15 protein-coding genes are annotated in these 19,527 nt (G+C 52.2%); 11 read left to right on the forward strand and 4 right to left on the reverse strand.

Annotation, left to right across the window (positions count from 1 at the left end):
* Window positions 1-13 precede the first annotated feature (13 nt).
* The 5 genes from N512_RS0112620 (at window position 14) to N512_RS0112645 (ending at window position 8,109) form a co-directional block, all read left to right on the forward strand.
* Complete coding sequence (locus tag N512_RS0112620; RefSeq protein WP_025889567.1) at window positions 14-2,866, forward strand: molybdopterin-dependent oxidoreductase; 2,853 nt, start codon at window positions 14-16, stop codon at window positions 2,864-2,866.
* A gap of 29 nt (window positions 2,867-2,895) precedes the next feature.
* Entirely contained in the window at window positions 2,896-3,465 is a 570-nt protein-coding gene (gene fdh3B, locus N512_RS0112625; RefSeq protein ID WP_025010615.1) for a formate dehydrogenase FDH3 subunit beta, read from the forward strand.
* Between the two features lie 53 nt (window positions 3,466-3,518).
* Complete coding sequence (locus N512_RS0112630; protein ID WP_028780564.1) at window positions 3,519-4,499, forward strand: formate dehydrogenase subunit gamma; 981 nt, start codon at window positions 3,519-3,521, stop codon at window positions 4,497-4,499.
* A 428-nt stretch (window positions 4,500-4,927) separates the two neighbouring features.
* The gene (locus N512_RS0112640) at window positions 4,928-6,514 is read left to right on the forward strand and encodes a methyl-accepting chemotaxis protein (RefSeq protein WP_028780565.1); all 1,587 of its coding nucleotides are present in this window, start codon (window positions 4,928-4,930) and stop codon (window positions 6,512-6,514) included.
* Window positions 6,515-6,771: 257 nt separating this feature from the next.
* Window positions 6,772-8,109 carry a coproporphyrinogen III oxidase family protein gene (locus tag N512_RS0112645; RefSeq protein ID WP_028780566.1) on the forward strand — a complete coding sequence of 446 codons (1,338 nt, stop codon included), beginning with the start codon at window positions 6,772-6,774 and terminating at the stop codon, window positions 8,107-8,109.
* Window positions 8,110-8,184: 75 nt separating this feature from the next.
* Here N512_RS0112645 and N512_RS0112650 read toward each other — a convergent pair whose 3' ends face one another.
* Both N512_RS0112650 and N512_RS0112655 read right to left on the reverse strand, forming a co-directional pair.
* Window positions 8,185-8,601 carry a GFA family protein gene (locus N512_RS0112650; protein WP_028780567.1) on the reverse strand — a complete coding sequence of 139 codons (417 nt, stop codon included), beginning with the start codon at window positions 8,599-8,601 and terminating at the stop codon, window positions 8,185-8,187.
* A gap of 32 nt (window positions 8,602-8,633) precedes the next feature.
* Window positions 8,634-10,454, reverse strand: a complete 1,821-nt coding sequence (locus N512_RS0112655; RefSeq protein ID WP_028780568.1) for a M14 family metallopeptidase — start codon at window positions 10,452-10,454, stop codon at window positions 8,634-8,636.
* A 443-nt stretch (window positions 10,455-10,897) separates the two neighbouring features.
* Here N512_RS0112655 and N512_RS0112660 point away from each other — a divergent pair, with 443 nt between their 5' ends.
* Window positions 10,898-12,550 carry an HAL/PAL/TAL family ammonia-lyase gene (locus N512_RS0112660; RefSeq protein ID WP_028780569.1) on the forward strand — a complete coding sequence of 551 codons (1,653 nt, stop codon included), beginning with the start codon at window positions 10,898-10,900 and terminating at the stop codon, window positions 12,548-12,550.
* A gap of 67 nt (window positions 12,551-12,617) precedes the next feature.
* On the opposite strand, the gene N512_RS0112665 is transcribed toward N512_RS0112660, so the two are convergent.
* Window positions 12,618-13,313, reverse strand: a complete 696-nt coding sequence (locus N512_RS0112665) for a hypothetical protein (RefSeq protein WP_028780570.1) — start codon at window positions 13,311-13,313, stop codon at window positions 12,618-12,620.
* A 343-nt stretch (window positions 13,314-13,656) separates the two neighbouring features.
* On the opposite strand from N512_RS0112665, the gene N512_RS0112670 reads away from it, so the two are divergent.
* The 5 genes from N512_RS0112670 (at window position 13,657) to urdA (ending at window position 19,115) form a co-directional block, all read left to right on the forward strand.
* The gene (locus N512_RS0112670) at window positions 13,657-14,397 is read left to right on the forward strand and encodes a helix-turn-helix transcriptional regulator (RefSeq protein WP_037474981.1); all 741 of its coding nucleotides are present in this window, start codon (window positions 13,657-13,659) and stop codon (window positions 14,395-14,397) included.
* Window position 14,398: 1 nt separating this feature from the next.
* Window positions 14,399-15,061: a response regulator transcription factor gene (locus N512_RS0112675; protein WP_025010621.1), complete on the forward strand. Its 663-nt coding sequence runs from the start codon at window positions 14,399-14,401 to the stop codon at window positions 15,059-15,061.
* Window positions 15,062-15,063: 2 nt separating this feature from the next.
* A complete protein-coding gene (locus tag N512_RS0112680) occupies window positions 15,064-16,275 on the forward strand; it encodes a sensor histidine kinase (RefSeq protein WP_028780572.1) in 1,212 nt (403 codons plus the stop codon).
* 278 nt (window positions 16,276-16,553) lie between these two features.
* Window positions 16,554-17,318 carry an outer membrane protein OmpK gene (locus N512_RS0112685; protein ID WP_028780573.1) on the forward strand — a complete coding sequence of 255 codons (765 nt, stop codon included), beginning with the start codon at window positions 16,554-16,556 and terminating at the stop codon, window positions 17,316-17,318.
* Between the two features lie 42 nt (window positions 17,319-17,360).
* Window positions 17,361-19,115 carry a urocanate reductase gene (gene urdA, locus N512_RS0112690; RefSeq protein WP_025010623.1) on the forward strand — a complete coding sequence of 585 codons (1,755 nt, stop codon included), beginning with the start codon at window positions 17,361-17,363 and terminating at the stop codon, window positions 19,113-19,115.
* Between the two features lie 62 nt (window positions 19,116-19,177).
* On the opposite strand, the gene N512_RS0112695 is transcribed toward urdA, so the two are convergent.
* Complete coding sequence (locus N512_RS0112695; protein WP_028780574.1) at window positions 19,178-19,519, reverse strand: DUF5713 family protein; 342 nt, start codon at window positions 19,517-19,519, stop codon at window positions 19,178-19,180.
* Window positions 19,520-19,527 lie beyond the last annotated feature (8 nt).

The following is a 19,527-nucleotide window of genomic DNA, read 5'->3' on the forward strand; positions in this document are numbered from 1 at the left end:
GAGATCTCAAGCGATGAAGTTAACTCGCACATCCAATGTCGCCCCTAAGGCTGACAAACCAAAACTGGGGATCAGCCGTCGTCAGTTTATGAAGAATGCCGGTATTACTGCCGGTGGTATCGCTGCCGCCTCTATGCTGGGTGCCGGCATGATGCGTCGTGCCGAAGCCAAAGATGTACCTCATGATGCGCCTATCGAAGTCAAGCGTACTATTTGTAGTGCCTGTGCCGTAGGTTGTGGTCTGTATGCCGAAGTACAAAACGGTGTTTGGACTGGTCAGGAGCCTGCCTTCGATCACCCATTCAACGCCGGTGGTCACTGTGCCAAAGGTGCTGCACTGCGCGAGCACGGCCATGGTGAGAAGCGTCTCAAGTATCCAATGAAGCTTGAAGGCGGTAAGTGGAAGCGTATCAGCTGGGATCAGGCCATCAACGAAGTTGGTGACAAGATGCTGAAGATCCGCCAGGAATCGGGTCCGGATTCTGTTTACTTTATGGGTAGTGCCAAGTTCTCCAACGAAGGCTGCTACATGTATCGTAAGCTGGCCGCCATGTGGGGTACCAACAACGTCGACCACTCTGCCCGTATTTGTCACTCTACCACTGTAGCCGGTGTGGCCAACACCTGGGGCTATGGTGCGCAAACCAACTCTTTCAACGACATTCAGAATGCCCGCGCCATCTTCTTCATTGGTGCCAACCCTGCAGAAGCACACCCTGTTTCCATGCAGCACATTCTGATCGCCAAAGAGAAGAACAATGCCAAGCTGATCGTGGTTGATCCACGTTTCTCCCGCACCGCGGCTCATGCCGATCTGCATTGCTCTATCCGTCCGGGTACCGACATTCCGTTTATCTACGGTATGTTGTGGCATATCTTCGAAAACGGCTGGGAAGACAAGACTTTCATCAAAGAACGTGTGTTCGAGATGGAAACCATCCGTGCAGAAGCCAAGAAGTTCCCACCTAAAGAAGTGGCCAACATCACTGGCTGTAGCGAAGAGTACCTGTACCAGGCCGCCAAGATGATGGCCGATAACCGTCCAGGCACTGTGGTTTGGTGTATGGGTGGTACCCAGCACCACGTAGGTAATGCCAACACCCGTGCTTACTGTATCCTGCAGTTGGCTCTGGGTAACATGGGTGTTTCCGGTGGTGGTACCAACATCTTCCGTGGTCACGATAACGTACAGGGCGCTACCGACCTGGGTCTGCTGTTCGATAACCTGCCAGGTTACTACGGCCTGACCTCTGCGGCATGGCAACACTGGACCCACGTATGGGATCTGGATATGGAGTGGATGAAGAGCCGCTTCGACCAGGGTACCTACCTGGGCCGCGAACCTATGACGACTCCGGGTATTCCTTGTTCCCGTTGGCACGACGGTGTGTTGGAAGACAAGCAGAAGCTGGCACAGAAAGACAACGTGCGTCTGGCCTTCTTCTGGGGTCAGTCTGTCAACACTGAAACCCGTCAGCGTGACGTGCGTGACGCACTGGACAAGATGGATACAGTCGTTGTTGTTGACCCATTCCCAACTATGGCCGGTGTTATGCACCGTCGTAAGGATGGCGTCTACCTGCTGCCTGCCGCGACTCAGTTTGAGACCCGTGGTTCCATCTCCAACTCAGGCCGTTCTATCCAATGGCGTGAGCAGGTTATCGAGCCGCTGTTTGAGTCCAAGACAGATATCGAAATCATGTATCGTCTGGCACAGAAACTGGGCTTCGCCGAGCAGTACACCAAGCGTATCAAGAAAGAGAATGGTCTGCCTCTGATCGAAGACATCACTCGCGAAATCAACCGCGGTATGTGGACTATCGGTATGTCCGGCCAAAGCCCTGAGCGTTTGAAGCAACACACCATGAACTGGGGCACTTTCTCCAACAAGACTCTGGAAGCCGAAGGTGGCCCATGCAAGGGCGAAACCTATGGTCTGCCTTGGCCATGTTGGGGTACACCTGAGATGAAGCATCCAGGTACCCAGATCCTCTATAACACAAGCAAGCACGTCAAAGACGGTGGCGGTAACTTCCGTGCCCGTTACGGTGTGGAATATCAAGGTAAGAACCTGCTGGCCGAAGGCTCCTTCTCCAAAGGTGCTGAAATCCAGGACGGTTATCCTGAGTTCTCCGACAAGCTGCTCAAGCAATTGGGCTGGTGGGACGAGCTGACTGCTGAAGAGAAAGCCGAAGCCGAAGGCAAGAACTGGAAGACCGACCTTTCAGGCGGTATTGTCCGGGTTGCCATCAAGCACGGTTGTATCCCATTCGGTAACGCCAAGGCCCGTTGTATCGTGTGGACCTTCCCTGATCAGGTGCCAGTACACCGCGAGCCGCTGTACACAGCCCGTCGCGATCTGGTAGCCAAGTACCCAACTTATGACGACATGCAGGTACATCGTCTGCCGACTCTGTACAAGTCTATCCAGGAGAAAGATGTCAGTGGCAAGTACCCACTGGTACTGACTTCCGGTCGTCTTGTGGAATACGAGGGTGGTGGTGAAGAATCACGTTCCAACCCATGGCTGGCCGAGCTGCAGCAGGAGATGTTCGTTGAGATCAACCCTGGTGATGCTGCCGACCGCGGTATCCGTGACGGTGAGAAGGTATGGCTGGAAGGCGCCGAAGGCGGCCGAATTCTGGTTCAAGCCATGGTGACCCCAAGGGTTAAACCAGGTGTGACCTGGATGCCTTACCACTTTGCCGGGATCATGCACGGCGAGAGCCTGGAACCCAACTATCCGGAAGGCACAGTGCCTTACGTATTGGGTGAATCCTGTAACACTGCGCTGACCTATGGTTATGACCCAGTGACTCAGATGCAGGAAACCAAGGCGTCGCTTTGTCAGATCGTCAAAGCATAAGTGCAGCTTAAGCGAGGAGAATTGCCACTATGGCTACAATGAAATTTCTGTGTGATACCAAGCGCTGCATTGAATGTAATGGCTGTGTCACCGCTTGTAAAAACGAAAACGACTCCGCTCTCGAGTGGGGTATCCAACGTCGCCGTGTAGTGACCATCAAAGATGGTCAGCCCGGCGAGGCCTCTATCTCTGTGGCTTGTATGCATTGCAGCGACGCGCCTTGTATGGCCGTGTGTCCTGCCAACTGCTTCTACCGCACCGAAGACGGCATAGTGCTGCACAACAAAGATACCTGTATCGGTTGTGGTTACTGTCTCTATGCTTGCCCATTCGGCGCACCTCAGTTCCCGAAATCAGGTGCCTTCGGCTCCCGCGGCAAGATGGACAAATGTACCTTCTGTGCCGGTGGTCCTGAAGAAAACCATTCGGATGCCGAGCGTCAGAAATACGGTGCCAACCGTATTGCAGAAGGCAAGCTGCCTATGTGTGCCGAACTCTGTGCAACCAAGGCCCTGCTGGCCGGTGATGCGGAAGTGGTTTCCGGCATCTACCGCGAGCGTGTGGCTTATCGCGGTGCCGAAAACGGCGCCTGGAAGTAACAGACGGCACGAATATCCGACCCGGTACTACCGGGTCGGTGAGAGAGGTTAATATGAACAAATGGTTCAAACACATAGGCTTGGCTATTGCGCTCTTGTTCAGTGCGGTTTGCTTTGCCAATGGTGCCGATGCACCTGTGGAACCACAAGCGAGCGACGCCCAGATCTGGGCACAACTCAAGGATGGGACAACGGGTTACACCACGTCCCAGAGCCAGTTCCACAACCAGCCGATCAACACCTATGATCTGCGGGTACTGGAACTGCGCAGCGACTGGCTGGCCCCCGGGTTGATGCTGGCCCTGTTCGGCATGATCATCATTTTTGCCCTGTTTATCATGGTTAATGGTATTTCCAAACTGCACCATGGTTTCTCCGGCAAGATGGTACATCGCTGGTCCAAGTTTGATGTGAGCATTCACTGGCTGGGGGCGATTCCCTGCTTGCTGCTGATCCTCACCGGCTTGGTGCTGTTGGCCGGGCGTTTCTTCTTCCAGCCTTATCTGGGTGAAGGCTTCTGGGCATCCATGGTCAATGGTGCCAAGCAAGTGCACGACGTGATGGCGATTCCCTTCATGTTCGGCTGGGCGCTGATGACTCTGTTGTGGGCCAAGAACCAGTTACCCAAGATGTATGACGTCAAGTGGTTCATGGTCGTGGGCGGGTACATCAACTTCGGTCCTTTCAAGGGCAAACACCCTGATGCCGGCTTTGCCAACGCCGGTGAGAAGATGTGGTTCTGGGCCTTTGCCTTCTTTGGACTGATCATCTCTGCCTCAGGCATGCTGCTGCTGTTCCCCAACCTGTTTGAACCCAGCCGTACCCTGAGCCTGATAGCTCTGGTGTTGCACTCAATCAGTGCCATCATCATCTGTGCCTTCTCCATAGTGCATATCTTCATGGCAACTGTTATGTCTGAAGGTGGTATGGAGTGTATGGTTTCCGGTTACTGTGATGAAAACTGGGCAACTCAACACCACAACCTGTGGTATGACGAGATTAAGGCCAACGGTACTCTGAAATACAGAGACTGAGGCCAGCCCTTTGCAAAAAAGCCGTGTCAGTCGACACGGTTTTTTTATCAATAATGAAAAATAAAGCGGTGATTATTTTATTTATGGCACTTATACCTATAAATAGGTGGTCAAAGTGCCATTTTCTTTAGTGATTGGCATTAATTAACTGTTTTTAATCATTAAATTATTTTAATCCTTAGCCTAATTCTTCTGCTGTTTAACTGTTTTTGTAACAAAATTTCTGATTTGATCCATTAAATAGTTAACGATTTGACTGTTAAAGTGTAAAAAATGCAATTCAAATAAAACAACATCATGTTTATTAATAGTTATTTCAATTTTTAATGACATCATGATGGATTGCTTATTTAATCACCAATATGTAAAATGGTTCTACAAACGTAACAAAGTTACGCGTCTTTTTCTTCATTCAATCAGATACCATCATGATCAACAATACCAGAACCAGTGTGTTATCCATGCTGCCGTCTTTGCTGTCCAGTGTGCTACTGATAGTGATCGGCATCTTTGCTTATCGTGCTTTTTTCCAACTCAATGACGTCAGCGAACGTCTGGTGAACAACAACAATCTGACCGAGACTTTCGCCGGGATCCGTGAAGAGTTCTATCAACTGCGACTGGCTTCCCTGGTACACAACACTCAAGGGGTACGCCAGCATCAAGACAGAGTGCATGACCTGATAGCCCGCCTGAGTAAATTCGACACAGCCTTTATGAAGAATGGTGGTGCGCGAATCGCCGTTCTCAAACCCGGAATCGACAGATACACCCGTCTCTACTTCGATGAGCTGGCGCTGGCCGAGCGAACCGGCACAGAGCCGGTTCTCACTCCGGTAAGACGAGATCTGGGCCCTGAGGTGAGTGCCGAGATCAATCTGCTGGTGGCGCAGATAACCGAGCGTAACCAGGAATTGGGGCAGATGACGGTTTCCGAGGTGGATAATGCCGAAGCTATTCTGCTCGGTCTGATCCTGTTTGCCATAGTGGCTTCCTTGCTGATGGCACTCCTTATGAGCCGCCATCTGGTGGCCATTGTCAGCCGGATCCAACAATCTGTCGCCAAGCTGGCGGTCGGGGACCTGACCCACAAGATAGGGATCCAGGGCAAGAATGAACTCTGCACTCTGGCGGCCGATCTGGATCAGCTCAGCGACAGATTACAAGTCATGATCCGTGAAATCGCCCAAGCCTCGGAACATATGGCGCAGCAGGTCGGTGAGCTCAATGTGCAGTCTGAGTCCAACTCGGCCGCATTGCAGGCCCACGCCTTGGAAACCGACCAGGTAGTCACCGCGGTTGAAGAGATGAGCGCTACCGCTCAAGGGGTTGCCAACGATGCTGCCTCCGCCGCACAGTTGACCGATAAGGCCAGAGCTCAAGGGGATGAGTCCCGTCAGGCGGTCGAACAGGCTTCCAACAATGTGATGGCGCTGGTCAGCGAAGTCGACAGTGCCTCCCAGACCATTGCCGAGATGGATGAAAGCACCCGTAGAATTGCCGGTGTGCTGGATGTGATAGGTGAGATTGCCGAACAAACCAACCTGCTGGCGCTGAATGCGGCCATCGAAGCGGCCCGAGCCGGTGAGCAGGGACGTGGCTTTGCTGTGGTGGCAGACGAAGTCAGGGCGTTGGCGGCACGCACCCAGGCCAGCACTTCAGAGATCAACAATATGTTGGAACAGCTGCGTCAGGGAGCAGATTCGGCGGTGAATGCCATGAATCGTACCCGCCAGAGCTGCCAGGCAACGGCCGATACCACGACTCTGGTGGCCGAAAGTTTGCAGGGGTTGACCGAGCATGTATTTGATATCAATGGCCTCAGTAGCCAGATAGCCACGGCTGCCGAAGAGCAGAGCTCGGTTTCTGAAGAGATTACCCGCAACCTCAGTGTCATTCGCGAAATGGTGGAAGAGCTAAATCAGAGTGGCAAGTCGACACTCAGCAGCACTGCGGCACTGGCCGCTGCCAAAGATCAGCTCTCCAGCGTGGTCAGACAGTTTAAGCTCAGCTGAAAATAAGGGGTCTGCGGACCCCTTTTTGCTGCCTGGTGTAAAGGCACCCCTCGAAAGGTTGATTTTTCATCCGTTAATGCTAAAACATGATCTGCTTAACAAAACGCCACTCTCGATACTGATAGGTATTGTTAACTTCTAGCCAGTTCACGTTTTGACTCCTGTGCAGGAGGTAGTCTACAAACAGCTGGCAGTACCTTGGAAATCACCTAACTGTTTGTGGTATCTAAGGATTAGCAAAACTAACAGGAAGCCTTATGTCATCAATTATCCAAACTCTCGATCGCCAACTGGTCACTCCATACCAAGCCAATATCACAGTACCCAACTGGATGCTGGGGGCCATGGAGCGGGTGATGCAGTACTATGTTGACAAGAACCTGAGGCTGGACACTATTTCTGCTGATGTGATGCCGGCTCCGGTAGAGGGCAAGAAATACATGCTCTATGCCCATGTGCCTTTCTGCCACACGCTTTGCTCTTACTGTACCTTCCACCGCTTCCTGTTCAAGGAAGACAAGGCTCGTGCCTATTTTGTGGCGCTGCGTAAAGAGATGGATATGGTCAAGCAGTTGGGCTATGACTTCGAGTCCATGTACATAGGCGGTGGCACTACGACCGTGCTGGAAGATGAACTGGCGCGAACCATCGAGTATGCCAAGACCCTGTTCCCTTCCATCAAGGAAGTCTCCTGTGAATCGGATCCCCAACACCTTGACAGCCCCGGCTTTAAACAGCTCAAGGGATTGGTTGACCGCATGTCCATCGGGGTGCAGAGCTTTAATGATGACATCCTCAAGATGACAGACAGGTTGGAAAAGTTTGGCACCGGCCAGCAAACATTCGACAAGATCATGGCTGCCAAAGAGCTGTTTCCTATTATCAATGTCGATTTGATCTTCGGTTTCCGCGGTCAGACAGACGAAGTGATCCAGCATGACTTGGATATGGCTTCCAGACTGGATCCGCGTCAGATCACCACTTATCCCCTGATGATCACCCACCAGACCCGCAAGAGCGTCAAAGGGAAACTGGCTGCGCCTCAGGCCGATATGGCCAACCAGTACCGGATGATCCTCAATACTCTCAATGGCCAGTACAACCAGTTGTCGGCCTGGGCCTTTGGTAAGGCCAACGATGAGGGCTTTGACGAGTACGTTATCGATTACGACGAATACTTGGGTGTGGGTTCAGGCTCATTCAGTTTCCTCAACGATACCCTGCATGTGAATACTTTCTCGCTGCGCAAGTATCAGGAGCGGATCGCCAGCGGCAAGATGGGTGTTGAGCAGCAAAAGCAGTACAGCAAGAAAGATGTGATGCAGTATCGTTTCCTGCTGGGGATGTTCTCCGGTCGTCTGTCGCGCAAATATTTCCGCGACACCTTCGGCGTTAATCTGGACACGGCCCTGTTCAAAGAGATGAACTCGATGAAGCTGATTGGCGCCATCAAGAATGATCCCAGCAACCCGGATGAGCTGATCATTACAGACAACGGCAAGATGATGGGCCTGCTGATGATGAAAGAGTTTTATGCCGGTATGGATAATGTCCGGGCGCAGCTGCGTAAGCCGCTGAAGCCTTGTGATATGTAATCTTTGGTTCAATGAATGACAAAAAATCCGCCACAGGGCGGATTTTTTATTGCGCAATAACGCTTCTGCCGACGGCTAGTCGCCTTGACTGATATTAGCGGGATAACGGGGGCAGTCGTCGCTAATCTCCAGCCAGGCGGGTTTGTTGGCGCAGTAGATATGATATCTGGGTGCCACCCTGTCTGGGTCATCCAAAGAAGCAATACTCAAGCTGATAAATTCTGGATAGTCGAGACTGCGATAACTCAGGCTGGTGCCACAGTTTGGGCAAAAGCCGCGGCGGATCTTGGCCGAAGAGGCATATTCCCGCACGGCTTCACCCTGCCAAGTGAGTTGCTCCAGTTTGACGTCCATCCAACTGCCCACCACCGCCCCTGTGCTCTTACGGCATTGACTGCAGTAACAGTGGTCGACATCGAACGGTTCACCCTCGAGGCGATAACGTATGGCGCCGCACAGGCAGCCTCCCTGTAACTCATCCTGCTGCTTCATCGCTCGACTCCTGGATAGTTTATTATCAGGGCCTATCTGGCGCGATAGACGGGATAAGCCTGGTAAGCCTTGTCATAATAAGGGCTGCGCTCGTAGAACCAACGTAACCTGGCCTTGGCATCGGCGGCAAAGGCCGGGTCTTTGAGCGCCTGGTCAAATTCGGCCTGGAGCGCTTTGGAGTTGGCCAGCATCTGTTGTGCCAAAGGTTCAACCGCGTAGTCCTCAATATACTCGGTACGGGTGAATATGGTGTTGAACAGGCCCCACTGTAGCAGTGAGTCGGGCGATTGTGGTTCCAGCAGTATCATCGCCAGATCGCCAAGCGGCTGCTCAGTGCTTATTTTGACGGTACCGGCGGGTAAGGTGAGTTCAACCTTTTCCAGTTTGGCTTTGGCACTGACTCTCTGGTGGCCTTCATAGTCACTGGCGGCAAACTGGGGTTCGCTGAGGCGATACTGTTGCAGCTTCAGTGTTTGAGGTTGCTCCAGGCGGCTCATACGAATGCCGTGCAGCGATAGCTTGGCAATCACCTCTTGCCACTGGGGCGGAATATAGTAAGCGGCCGGGCGGCTGACCCGGATATCCGCCTCTGTGTTGCCTATTACCGGCAGGTTGGGATAAAGCTTGGGCTCGCCGGTCCAGCGCACCACTTGTTTGCCCGAAATAGGGCTCTGTTCCAGTTGATAGTCTATGCCTTTGAAATCCCAGCCCTGCTCCTGCTTTTGTGACTTCCAGGTCAGGGTCACCAGCCGTGGATAGCGGTACTTGTCTTTCTCTATCGCTGCGCGCAGCTTGGTCGCTTTGGCCCCCACAGTCTTGAGGGTTTGCTCCAGCATCACATAAGTGCCCAGTACCCGTTGCCGAAACGGCTTGAGGCTGTGGTTTTCAATCAATATGGTCGGCAGGTGTCTGGCATCGCCGTAACCGTTGGAGTAGCGGGCCGAGGCATTCCACAGTGACATGCCCTTGCTCAAATCGGTATTGTCCAAGGCGAAGACCAGAGGCCCCGGGATATGACCTGCCTGGGTCAGCGCCTGTTCTATCGCCGGGCGATATTCCTGCTGCAGCCAGTTGTAGCCGGCGGGGCTCAGCCCCTGAGACAGGTTGTAACCAAAGGTCACATCATATTGGTAGTCGATACCGTCGGTGACATGCACATCAATATACAGCTGCGGCTGCCAGTCGTTGATGGCGGTCAGCATGTGTTGCATCTCCATGCTGTCGGCCTTGGCGTAGTCACGATTGAGGTTGATGTTTTGGCTGGTGGTTCGCCAGCCCATGTTCAGTGGGCCACGTTGATTAACCCGGTTGCTTTGGCTGGAGCGCTCGTGCGCATCGACACTGAAAATCGGTACAAACAGCAGGTTGACCTGTTCCAACAACTCGGCCTTGTCGCCGACTATGATATCCCGCAATAACATCATGCCGGCATCTTTGCCGTCAATTTCACCCGAGTGGATCCCGGCTTGCACCAGAACATTGGGCTTGTGGTTGCGTCTCAGCTGTGCCGGGGTGGCAGCACCTTCAGCGCTGGCCACTATCATCCATATATCCCGGCCCTGGGGGCTCTTGCCCAGGCTGACCTTGTTAAGCTTGTTGCTTTGGGTCATCAGTCTATCCAGCCAGGCAAAGGTCTGCTGATAACTTGGGCTTTCAATACCGCCGGATTGCTCAAAAGGCGTGGCCCAGCCGTCGTCGACTGGACGCATTAAGGCCTCGCTGGCACCACTCCAGGGTTTGAGCGGCGGCAAAATGGCATCATTGATATAGGTGTTGGCTTGGGTGGCTGGTTCGGCAAGTGCGGCGCCGGGTAACGTCGCGACAGCGAGCCAGAGCAGGGACAGCATGCGCATGAAAGGCTCCGGATACAGGATAATTGTTATTGTTGAAGCGCTCTATCTTTCACCAATTTGTCGAGCCCTGCAAGTCACCCGGAGTGACTCTCCCTTTCTGTTGTGGTTATAGCAATGAAAGCAAACTGCACCTCCCTAAATTTTGTTTTGTCAAAGTAATGTCAAAAAACGGCACTCAAGTGCAGTAATTTACATATTTGCAATCCAGTCTGAATAAATACCCAATCTCGCTTCTTAAGTTATTTTCTGTGTTGTAATTTCTTAACTGAGCTAATTAAAAAATAATTTTATATTTATACCAGTTTTTATTAGCTGCTGGATAAATAACTTATATAAGTAAAGTAGTGCTTTAATGTGGCAGCCATTTAAATTATCAATAGTGCTTTTGGCGTTCACATTAATAAGTTCTGATTAAGTCGTTTTATTCTTGGAGAACAGTGTTGATGAGAGGCTTATCCAATATATTGATAGTTTCGGCAGTGGCTTTACCCCTGGGGTGCGCTTCTGCGGCAGAGGTGATTACCCTGGATGGTCAGTCACTCAAGATAGAGCAGCTACTGCAGCTGAAAGATAAACAAGTGCAGGTGGCTCTCAGCAAAGAAGCGCAAAAGACAATTCATGCAAGCCATGAACTCCTGATAGATTCTGCCCGTAAAGGCACGCCCGTATACGGGCTCACCGTTGGGGTGGGCAAGAACAAGGATACCCCGGTATTTGGTAAAGACGGTTCCCTGAGCGCCGAAGCTCGCAAACTGTCGGAAGACTTTAACCGCAATATGCTGTTTACCCACTCGGCGGCCAGTGGCCAACCCATAGCGCCGGAAACCGTGAAAATGGCGATGACGATTCGCCTGAATCAGATAGCCACGGGTCATGTGGGTGTGCAGCCGGACGTGGCCCGCATCTACCAGGAGTTTATCAACGAAGACATTATCCCCGTTGTGCCGGAAGATGGCTCTGTGGGGTTGAGTGATATCCTGTTGGCCTCACACATAGGCGCCGCCATGATGGGCGAGTGGGATGTGTTCTACAAAGGTCAGCGGATGTCTGCCGCCAAGGCGATGAAGCAAGCCAGGATCAAGCCGCTGGTGCCCTTTGGCAAGGACTCACTCTCGATTCTGTCCAACAACGCCCTGGCAACGGCACAGGTGGTCAACGCCATTGGTGATGCCCGCCAGATCATTCAATTCTCTCCCAGACTCATTGCCGCGGCCCTTGAGGGGATCAACGGCAATATCAGCCCTCTGTTGCCTCATACCTTGGCGGCCAGACCTATGCCGAATGTCGAGAAGGTAGGTCAAGAGATTTTGGCCAATCTGGAGGGTGGATATCTATTCCAGCGTGACGAGAAGCGGCCGTTGCAGGATGCGCTATCCTATCGCGGTGCTCACTGGCCTGTGGCCCATGCCATGTCGCAGCTGCAGCAGTTGGAAACCTTGGTGAATATTCAGATTAACAGCTCTGATGATAATCCTACGGTTTACATCAATGCCAAACCCGGACGTTACGCCGATGCCCCTCAAGTGGCACAGTATTTTACCCAAGGGCCGGTATCTGGGGCGATTAACTCCTCAGCCAACTTCGATACCATCCAATTGGCGTCCCAGACCGAAGCCTTTATCAATGCCATGGCGCAGTTGGGCAAATACTCCAGTAATCGCCAGATCAAGTTGATTGACCCTTACTTCACGGGTTTGCCAAGAGCCTTGGTCGACCCTGATGATGCCAATGGTCAGGCTTTCTACACCCTGCAGAATGGCTTCACCGCCCTGTTTGTCGAGATAGCCCATGCGGCCAATCCCGTGTCCTTCTATGGTATAGCCAACCAAGGCGGTATCGAGGATAACTTCAGCAACTACTTCCAGGCCGGCAAGAACCTCAGCAAGGTGGTGGATGGCGTGGCACGCATCTATGGTTTTGAGCTGATGCAGGTGGCCCAGGCGATGGATCTGCAGAAGAAAGTGAACCACAGGCAGTTGTCACCCCAGAATGAGCAACTGTTAAAAGCGCTGCGCAAACAGGTGGCTTACTACGACAAGGACAGGTTGTTTACCCCGGATGTCGAGGCCTCGACTCAGTTCCTGATGAAGTTCTAAGGAAACCAAGCCCCGGTAGGATTAACCACCGGGGCTCTTTGTTTAGGGAATCGGGAATAGCCTTTGCTCACTGGGTTTTCGAGCCACATTCGCGGCTTGGACACACCGTCTCGGCGGAAATGCTCCAGGCTCCGGAGAAGTCATTGTAGATAAATCTCTGCTCTGAACCGCGGGCGCTGAAGTGCACCACGAACGGAGTGAATTGGGGCACACCTGCCTGCGCCGCCAGTTGAGTAATGGCCAACTGGGCTATCGGTGAGTCTGGCTCTCCCAATTCAGCCAGCTGTTCTGTACTGAGTTCCAGATGTCTGGGGCTGTCACTGAGTGAGGCGTTTTGAACTACCTTGGCAATGGGGATCTCATGCAGCCTGGCATTCAGCCGTGAATAGGCAGCATATTGCGCAACCCTCTGTTGCAGCGCCGCTTCGCTCACCCCCAGGCTCTTGGCCATATTGGCTCTACGCGCCTGAACCAGCTCCCTGAGTTCGCTTCGTTGCTGACTGGAAAGAGCCGAGAAGGCCATTCCGGCCCCCAGAGTTTGGCTGTAAGTGGTTGAAGACAGTATCGGCTCGCCCAGTGTCTTGTCACCGGCCATCAGCCGGTTTAGTTCGGCGGAGAAGTGAAGGTAGGCTTGCGGATCTTGAAAGCCAAAATATTCCGCATGGGCTTCAATGCGTTGCAGCGTACCCGAGACAGGTTCTGCGATTGCGGCAGATGAAGTATAACCTGCTGAAAAGCATGCTAATAATATCCATTTGTTCATCTTGTATATCCTTATACTTTACTGAGTACGAATATAATTAACAGCCTTGGCTTTCAGGGTCAACGGTTTCATTGCTCGAAAATTCAACAGCAAACAGACAGGGATTCAGTGAGCTTGAGGCCACTATCGCTGCCATTGGCGGCAGGCATGCGCTATAAACAGCGGCTCGAAGCTGGCCTTATCAGCATAGTGGAGGTGACGTGAAAATAACGTCAAAAACTCCGTAGTTTTTACATGGGGTTACATTTTTGCAGCCTATTCTAAATATCTGTTTCAACTATCTTTGTTCAATTCGTAGCCTGAGTTATGTTGGCTTTGATTCTTATTCTTGAGGAGTAATCGCATGAGTACAGTATTGAATCAGGCTGCACTCACGGAAGCACAGAGCAGTTTCAGACAAGTACTGCAAACCGTCGGCCCGCTGATCGCCAGGCTGGGGTTCCAGGGGTTCTGGTTTCAGGGGCTGCCAAGCAATGCCAGGGAGTATTTGGAACACCCGGAAAATCAAGGCTTGTTCGCCCCTGTGTGGCTGCGCAGGCCAATAGCCTCACTGGCTTCCTCCGGTAGGATAGCGACCCTGCAACAGTACTATCTGGAACATTTTGCCCGCAGCGACAGTAACTTTGCCGAGTCTTTAAGCGCAGATAAAGCCTGGCGGTATCGCTGGCAAGAGCACGACCCGGTAAAAACTCTGTTTGCCAAACATGGTTACGACACTGTTCTGAGCTTTCCTGTCCCCAGCTATGCCAACCCGACCTGGTTTGGTCGTTTCATATTGCTGGCATCGGGCTGTCCCGAGCCGGATCCGGAACGGGTACAGCAGACCTTGATCTTGGTGCAAAGTCTGCTGTTTGAACATGACAGACAGAGGTTCAACCCCTTTCTGCAGAGCCGGATCTTCAAGGCCAATGCCAGAAAAGTGCTGCGAATGGCCGCAACCGGACTACAAAATCATGAGATCTCTGATCGACTGCACATTAGTGTTCGTGGGGTTGAATACCATATGGAGTCAATGCGCAAGAAACTGGGTGCCAGCAACAGGGCAAATCTGATCCATCTGGCCCATCAATTTGAGTTGATCTGACATGTTAATTCTGCTGGTCGAAGATAATCGTCTGTTGGCAAACAATATTATTCAGTACCTGGCGATAAAAGGCATTGAATGTGACTATGCCGAAACCCTGGCTCAGGCCAATGAACTGCTGAGACAGCAGCATTTCGATGTGGTGGTGCTGGATCTCAACTTGCCCGACGGGGACGGTGTTCGAGCATGCCAGGGCTGGAAGGCCCAGTGTATGACCACGCCGGTGATCATGCTGACCGCCCGCAGCGGTTTGGATGACAGGTTGAGCGGCTTCGATGCTGGCGCCGATGATTATCTGATCAAACCCTTCGCCATGGAGGAGCTGGTGGCCCGTCTAAGAGTCGTGGCTCAGCGCCGTCCGGCACCACCAAGATTACAACTGGGTGAGCTGGAGATGGACTTTGGCAAACACGAGGCCTATCGCCAAGGGCAGTTGTTGTCCCTGAGCCGCACCGGCTGGCAGATACTGGCCTTGCTGGCTCGCCGCAGCCCGGAAACCGTGGAGCGGGAAGAGATAGAGCGTATGCTCTGGCCCGACTGCCCACCTGACAGCGACAGCCTGCGCAGCCACTTGCATCTGTTGCGGCGGGTGGTGGATAAGCCGTTCGACAGTCAACTGATCCACACCATTCGCGGGGTAGGACTCTGCCTGAGGAGTGACTGAAGATGATGCCCAAGTTCAGCCTCAAGCGCAGCTATCAAATTTACGGGCTTATTTTTCTGGCGGTCACTCTGGCCATCAATAGCATCATCCCCCTTTGCATGATGTGCACCGGCATGTTTTCCATGCATGAGATCACCCTGCGTAACGCAGGGCAGGCGGCTGAAGCGGTGTTCCTTCAGGGCAGCACAGAGCTGGATACCGACAACATCAGCGTGTTTGCCGACTGGCAGCGGGTACCGGATAAGATCAAAGCCATCAATGACTTTCAGCCTCCCACTGCAGAAACGGGTATTCGTTATCAGCATCTTGATGGTCCCTATATCGATGCCCTGAGTGTGCATTACACGGCTTCAGGCCAGCCGCTGTATCTGTGGCTGCATTATGATGCCACCCATGATCTTGTCTTTGCACCCAAGAACATGACCGCCATTTTACTGCTGATAGTGATGACCTTCGGGGTGGTGGCCAGCCTGGCGTTTCATATGCAAAAGCAAGTGATCACCCCGGTGCACAAAATCAGTCAGGCGATCAAGCAACACGACTGGCAAAGCATGAATGGCTTCAGTTTTCCCAAACAAGGCTATGCCGAGCTGCAATCGATAGTGGATGCGCTCAATACTTCGCTGCAGCAGCTACAAAAGGCCCAGCAGAGGGAACTCAACTTCCTGCGCTTTGCCAGCCACGAGCTGCGCACTCCTGTGGCTATCTGCCAGTCATCCTTTGAGCTGCTCACCTTGCAAAAGGGCAAGTTGACCGGGCCAGTACTGGCTGCCAGCCAGGCGACGGCGCAGATGAAGTCCATCATAGAAACCCTGTTGTGGCTCACCAACAAGAGCAGCACTCGGCTGGAAAAACAGCGCTTGACTCCGGCCGAGTTGTTGCGGCAGCTGGCAACTGAGCAGGAGCACGCTCAGGGCAAGCAGGGGGTTATTCAATTGGATTGTGACGATACCCAACTACTGGTGCTGAAAGAGCCTCTGTGCATCATGCTCAATAATCTGCTGCGCAATGCGCTCGAGCATGGCACCGGCGAAGTCAAGGTGGAGCAGCGGGGCAAGTGCATCCGAGTCAGCAACTCAAGCTTACAGGATGGCATGGGAGGTTTTGGTCTGGGGCTAATGTTGGTCAAGCGACTGGCGAAACAGCTGGGTTGGCAGTTCAAGGAATATCGGCCACCGCAGATGTTTATTGCCGAGATAGAAATTACAGATTAAAGGAAAGTGTGAGCTTAGGCTTATATTTATAGATTGGCTATTAATATTTTAAAAAGAGATGGCTTGGTCTGTCTCTTTTTAATTTGTTTGACGGAATTTTCACTTAACTTATGGTCTCCTGTTATCTACTTCCTTAAACCACAGAGTTTATTTTTTTAAGGATTGTAATCGACCAAGATCACAGCTGCTATTGGTGGCAATTAATTATTATTTTCTCGTCCAATTCATGTGTTTAAAGTTTTCAATTACTTGGCATTGTATTTGTCTGAGGAAATATTATGAGCTCAAAATGGTTGTTGAGTGGGGTGGCACTGGCTATGGCATTTTCTGCCAATGTGCAGGCCGATGTAACCAAAACAAGTCTGGATCTTGGTTATAAGTTTTATACCAGTGATGCCAAGGATGATAACCCTGGCGTCTTTAACCAACCCTTTCTCAAGCTGAATCATTTGGGTTTGGCCGATTGGGGCAGTTATTTCGCCAATATCAAGCTGGAAAACCCGGGTGAAGTCGCGGAAAACCAGAAGAATGAAGATGGTAAAACCACTTTAAAATCATTGGCAATCATAGAGCATAAGCTGGGTGAAAGCGGTTTTAACTTTTGGGCCCAGAACTTTATCTCTGCCAGTGAGACTCTGGTCGAAGACAACCTGTATCTGGGGGTTACGCACAACAGTAAGTTTGGCGATTTGGCGCTGAACTACGGGGTTGGTTTTAACTATACCTTTGGTCATTTCTCACCAACAGATGAGAACTTCAATGACATTTCAGGTTATGCCCTGGTGCTCAATGCCAAATACCCGCTGAGTTTTGCCGGATTGAAGCACAACTTGTCCGTCAACTACGAAGCGCAGATAGACAGGGATGAAGACCACCAAAAGCTGTTCAGTTACGACAGCTATGGGCACCAGATCATTCTGGGTTGGCAGACCCAATTTACCGATGCCTTCTACGGCAAGTTGCACCTGACTCAGTACGACAGTTGGGGTGCACAGTACAACGACGGTATCGAGTATGGGTTGGCTTTTGGATACCAGTTTTAACAATGGAGCCAGGCTCCCTTTTTTAATCGACAGGAACTGAATATGCAGTTGAACAAATCCGTTTTGGGCGTGGCCGTATCCACTGCCGTGGTGATTACCGGCTGTCAGGTGACCCATGAGATCATCAAGAGTCAGGGGACTGCCCAGGGCAAGCATGGTGAGATCCAGGTAGAAACCAGCATTCAGGATGGCCGTATTGTGGCTATCGATGTGCTGAAGCAGAAAGAAAACCCTGTGTTGGCCGCCGCCGCATTCAAAGATGTGAAACAGGCCATCATAGACAACAACTCTGTAGATGTTGACGGGGTTTCCGGTGCGACCGTGACTTCCAATGCCCTCAAAAAAGCCGTGGCTGCCAGTGTTGAAGCCGCAGGTGTGACTCTGGTGGCCGCAACGGCCACCGCCAAGCATGGTGAAGCCCTGACTCCGGCCGAATACACCTATGATGTGGTTGTGATAGGTTCAGGTGGTGCCGGTTTTAGTGCCGGTCTGGAGGCCATGGAAGCCGGTGCTTCTGCCGTCATCATCGAAAAGATGCCTATCATAGGTGGTAACTCGCTGATCTCCGGCGCCGAGATGAACGTAGCCGGTAGCTGGGTACAGAAGAGCATGGGAATTACCGACTCCAAAGAGCTATTTATCCAGGACACACTCAAAGGGGGCGACTTCAAGGGTGATCCTGAGATGGTCAAGGTGATGGTAGACAATGCCGTCGATGCCGCAGAATGGCTGCGTGACTATGTCAAGGTTGAGTACTACCCCAACCAGCTGTTCCAGTTTGGTGGTCACAGCGTCAAGCGCGCCCTGATCCCCAAAGGACACACGGGTGCCGAAGTGATTGGCAAATTTGCCAAGAAGGCCGAAGAAGTCGGTCTGCCTATTCACACCAACACTACCGCCGAGCGTCTGCTGATGGACAACAATGGTCGGGTCGTCGGTGTTGAAGCGACCAAAAACGGCAAGAAGATCACTTATCATGCCAAGCGCGGTGTTGTTGTCGCTACCGGTGGTTTCTCTGCCAACGTGGCCATGCGTAAGCAATACAACCCAGAGCTGGATGAGCGTTACGGTACTACGGGTATTGCAGGTGGCACAGGTGACGGTATTGTCATGGGTGAGAAGATCCACGCCGACACCCGCAACCTGGGCTATATCCAAACCTATCCTATCTGTAACCCAGAGACTGGCGCCATTGCCCTGATCGCCGACTCCCGTTTCTTCGGTGCGATTCTGGTTAACCAAAACGGTGAGCGCTTTGTGGAAGAGCTGGAACGTCGCGATGTGATCTCCCATGCGATTCTGGAACAACCCGGTCGTTACACCTATGTGCTGTGGAACAAGGACATCGACGATGTGGCCGGTACCATTGGTATGCACCAAGGTGAATACAAAGACTTCACCAGCCGTGGTCTGATGTATGAAGTGAACAGCATTGAAGAAGCCGCCAAGGTGTTCAACATTCCGCTGGAAAACCTCAAGAAGACCATCAAAGATGTGAACCACTATGCGAAAACCGGTAAGGATGAAGCCTTCAATCACAGAGCCGGGCTGGTGGACTTGAGCAAGGGCCCATACTGGATCCTGAAAGCCACGCCATCGGTACACCACACCATGGGTGGTCTGGTAACAGATACCAAGACCCACGTACTGAATGAACAAGGCAAGGTGATCCCAGGTCTGTTTGCCGCCGGTGAAGTGACAGGTTTGACTCACGGTACCAACCGCCTGGGTGGCAACGCCTATACAGACATCATTGTCTTTGGCCGTATCGCCGGTCAGCAGGCTGCCGCCAACTAAGCCTTCGAGCTACTCATAATCTCCCCTGAAAACAAAAACGGCCCGCAAGGGCCGTTTTTTTATCACCAATCTCTGGGGGAGATGGCTTGTTCGATATCCAGACTATCGAAGCCATAAGCACGGCTGATGATGTAAAACTCATCGGCGATGCAATCCCGGGCGACTGTCTCCAGTTCACTGCCGTTGGCTTCAAACTCATCTTGCAGCTCATTGATGGCCAGGGTAGCGGCGTGAGTCAGTTGCAGCAAGGCGCCTTCATCCTCGGGCTTAAGGGCTTCTATCTCGCTGCACAGTTGCAGCAATACGTCTTTGAGTTTATCGACCAGAAAATCCGGAAAATAGCCGTCCAGATACATAGGCGCCAACAATTGCCGCTGCTGGATGACGGGGTTGGTAACAGACATTAGTCTTC

Origin of the sequence: Shewanella sp. 38A_GOM-205m (assembly GCF_000518445.1) — a bacterium.
In the GTDB taxonomy this organism is placed as follows: Bacteria; Pseudomonadota; Gammaproteobacteria; order Enterobacterales; family Shewanellaceae; genus Shewanella; species Shewanella algae.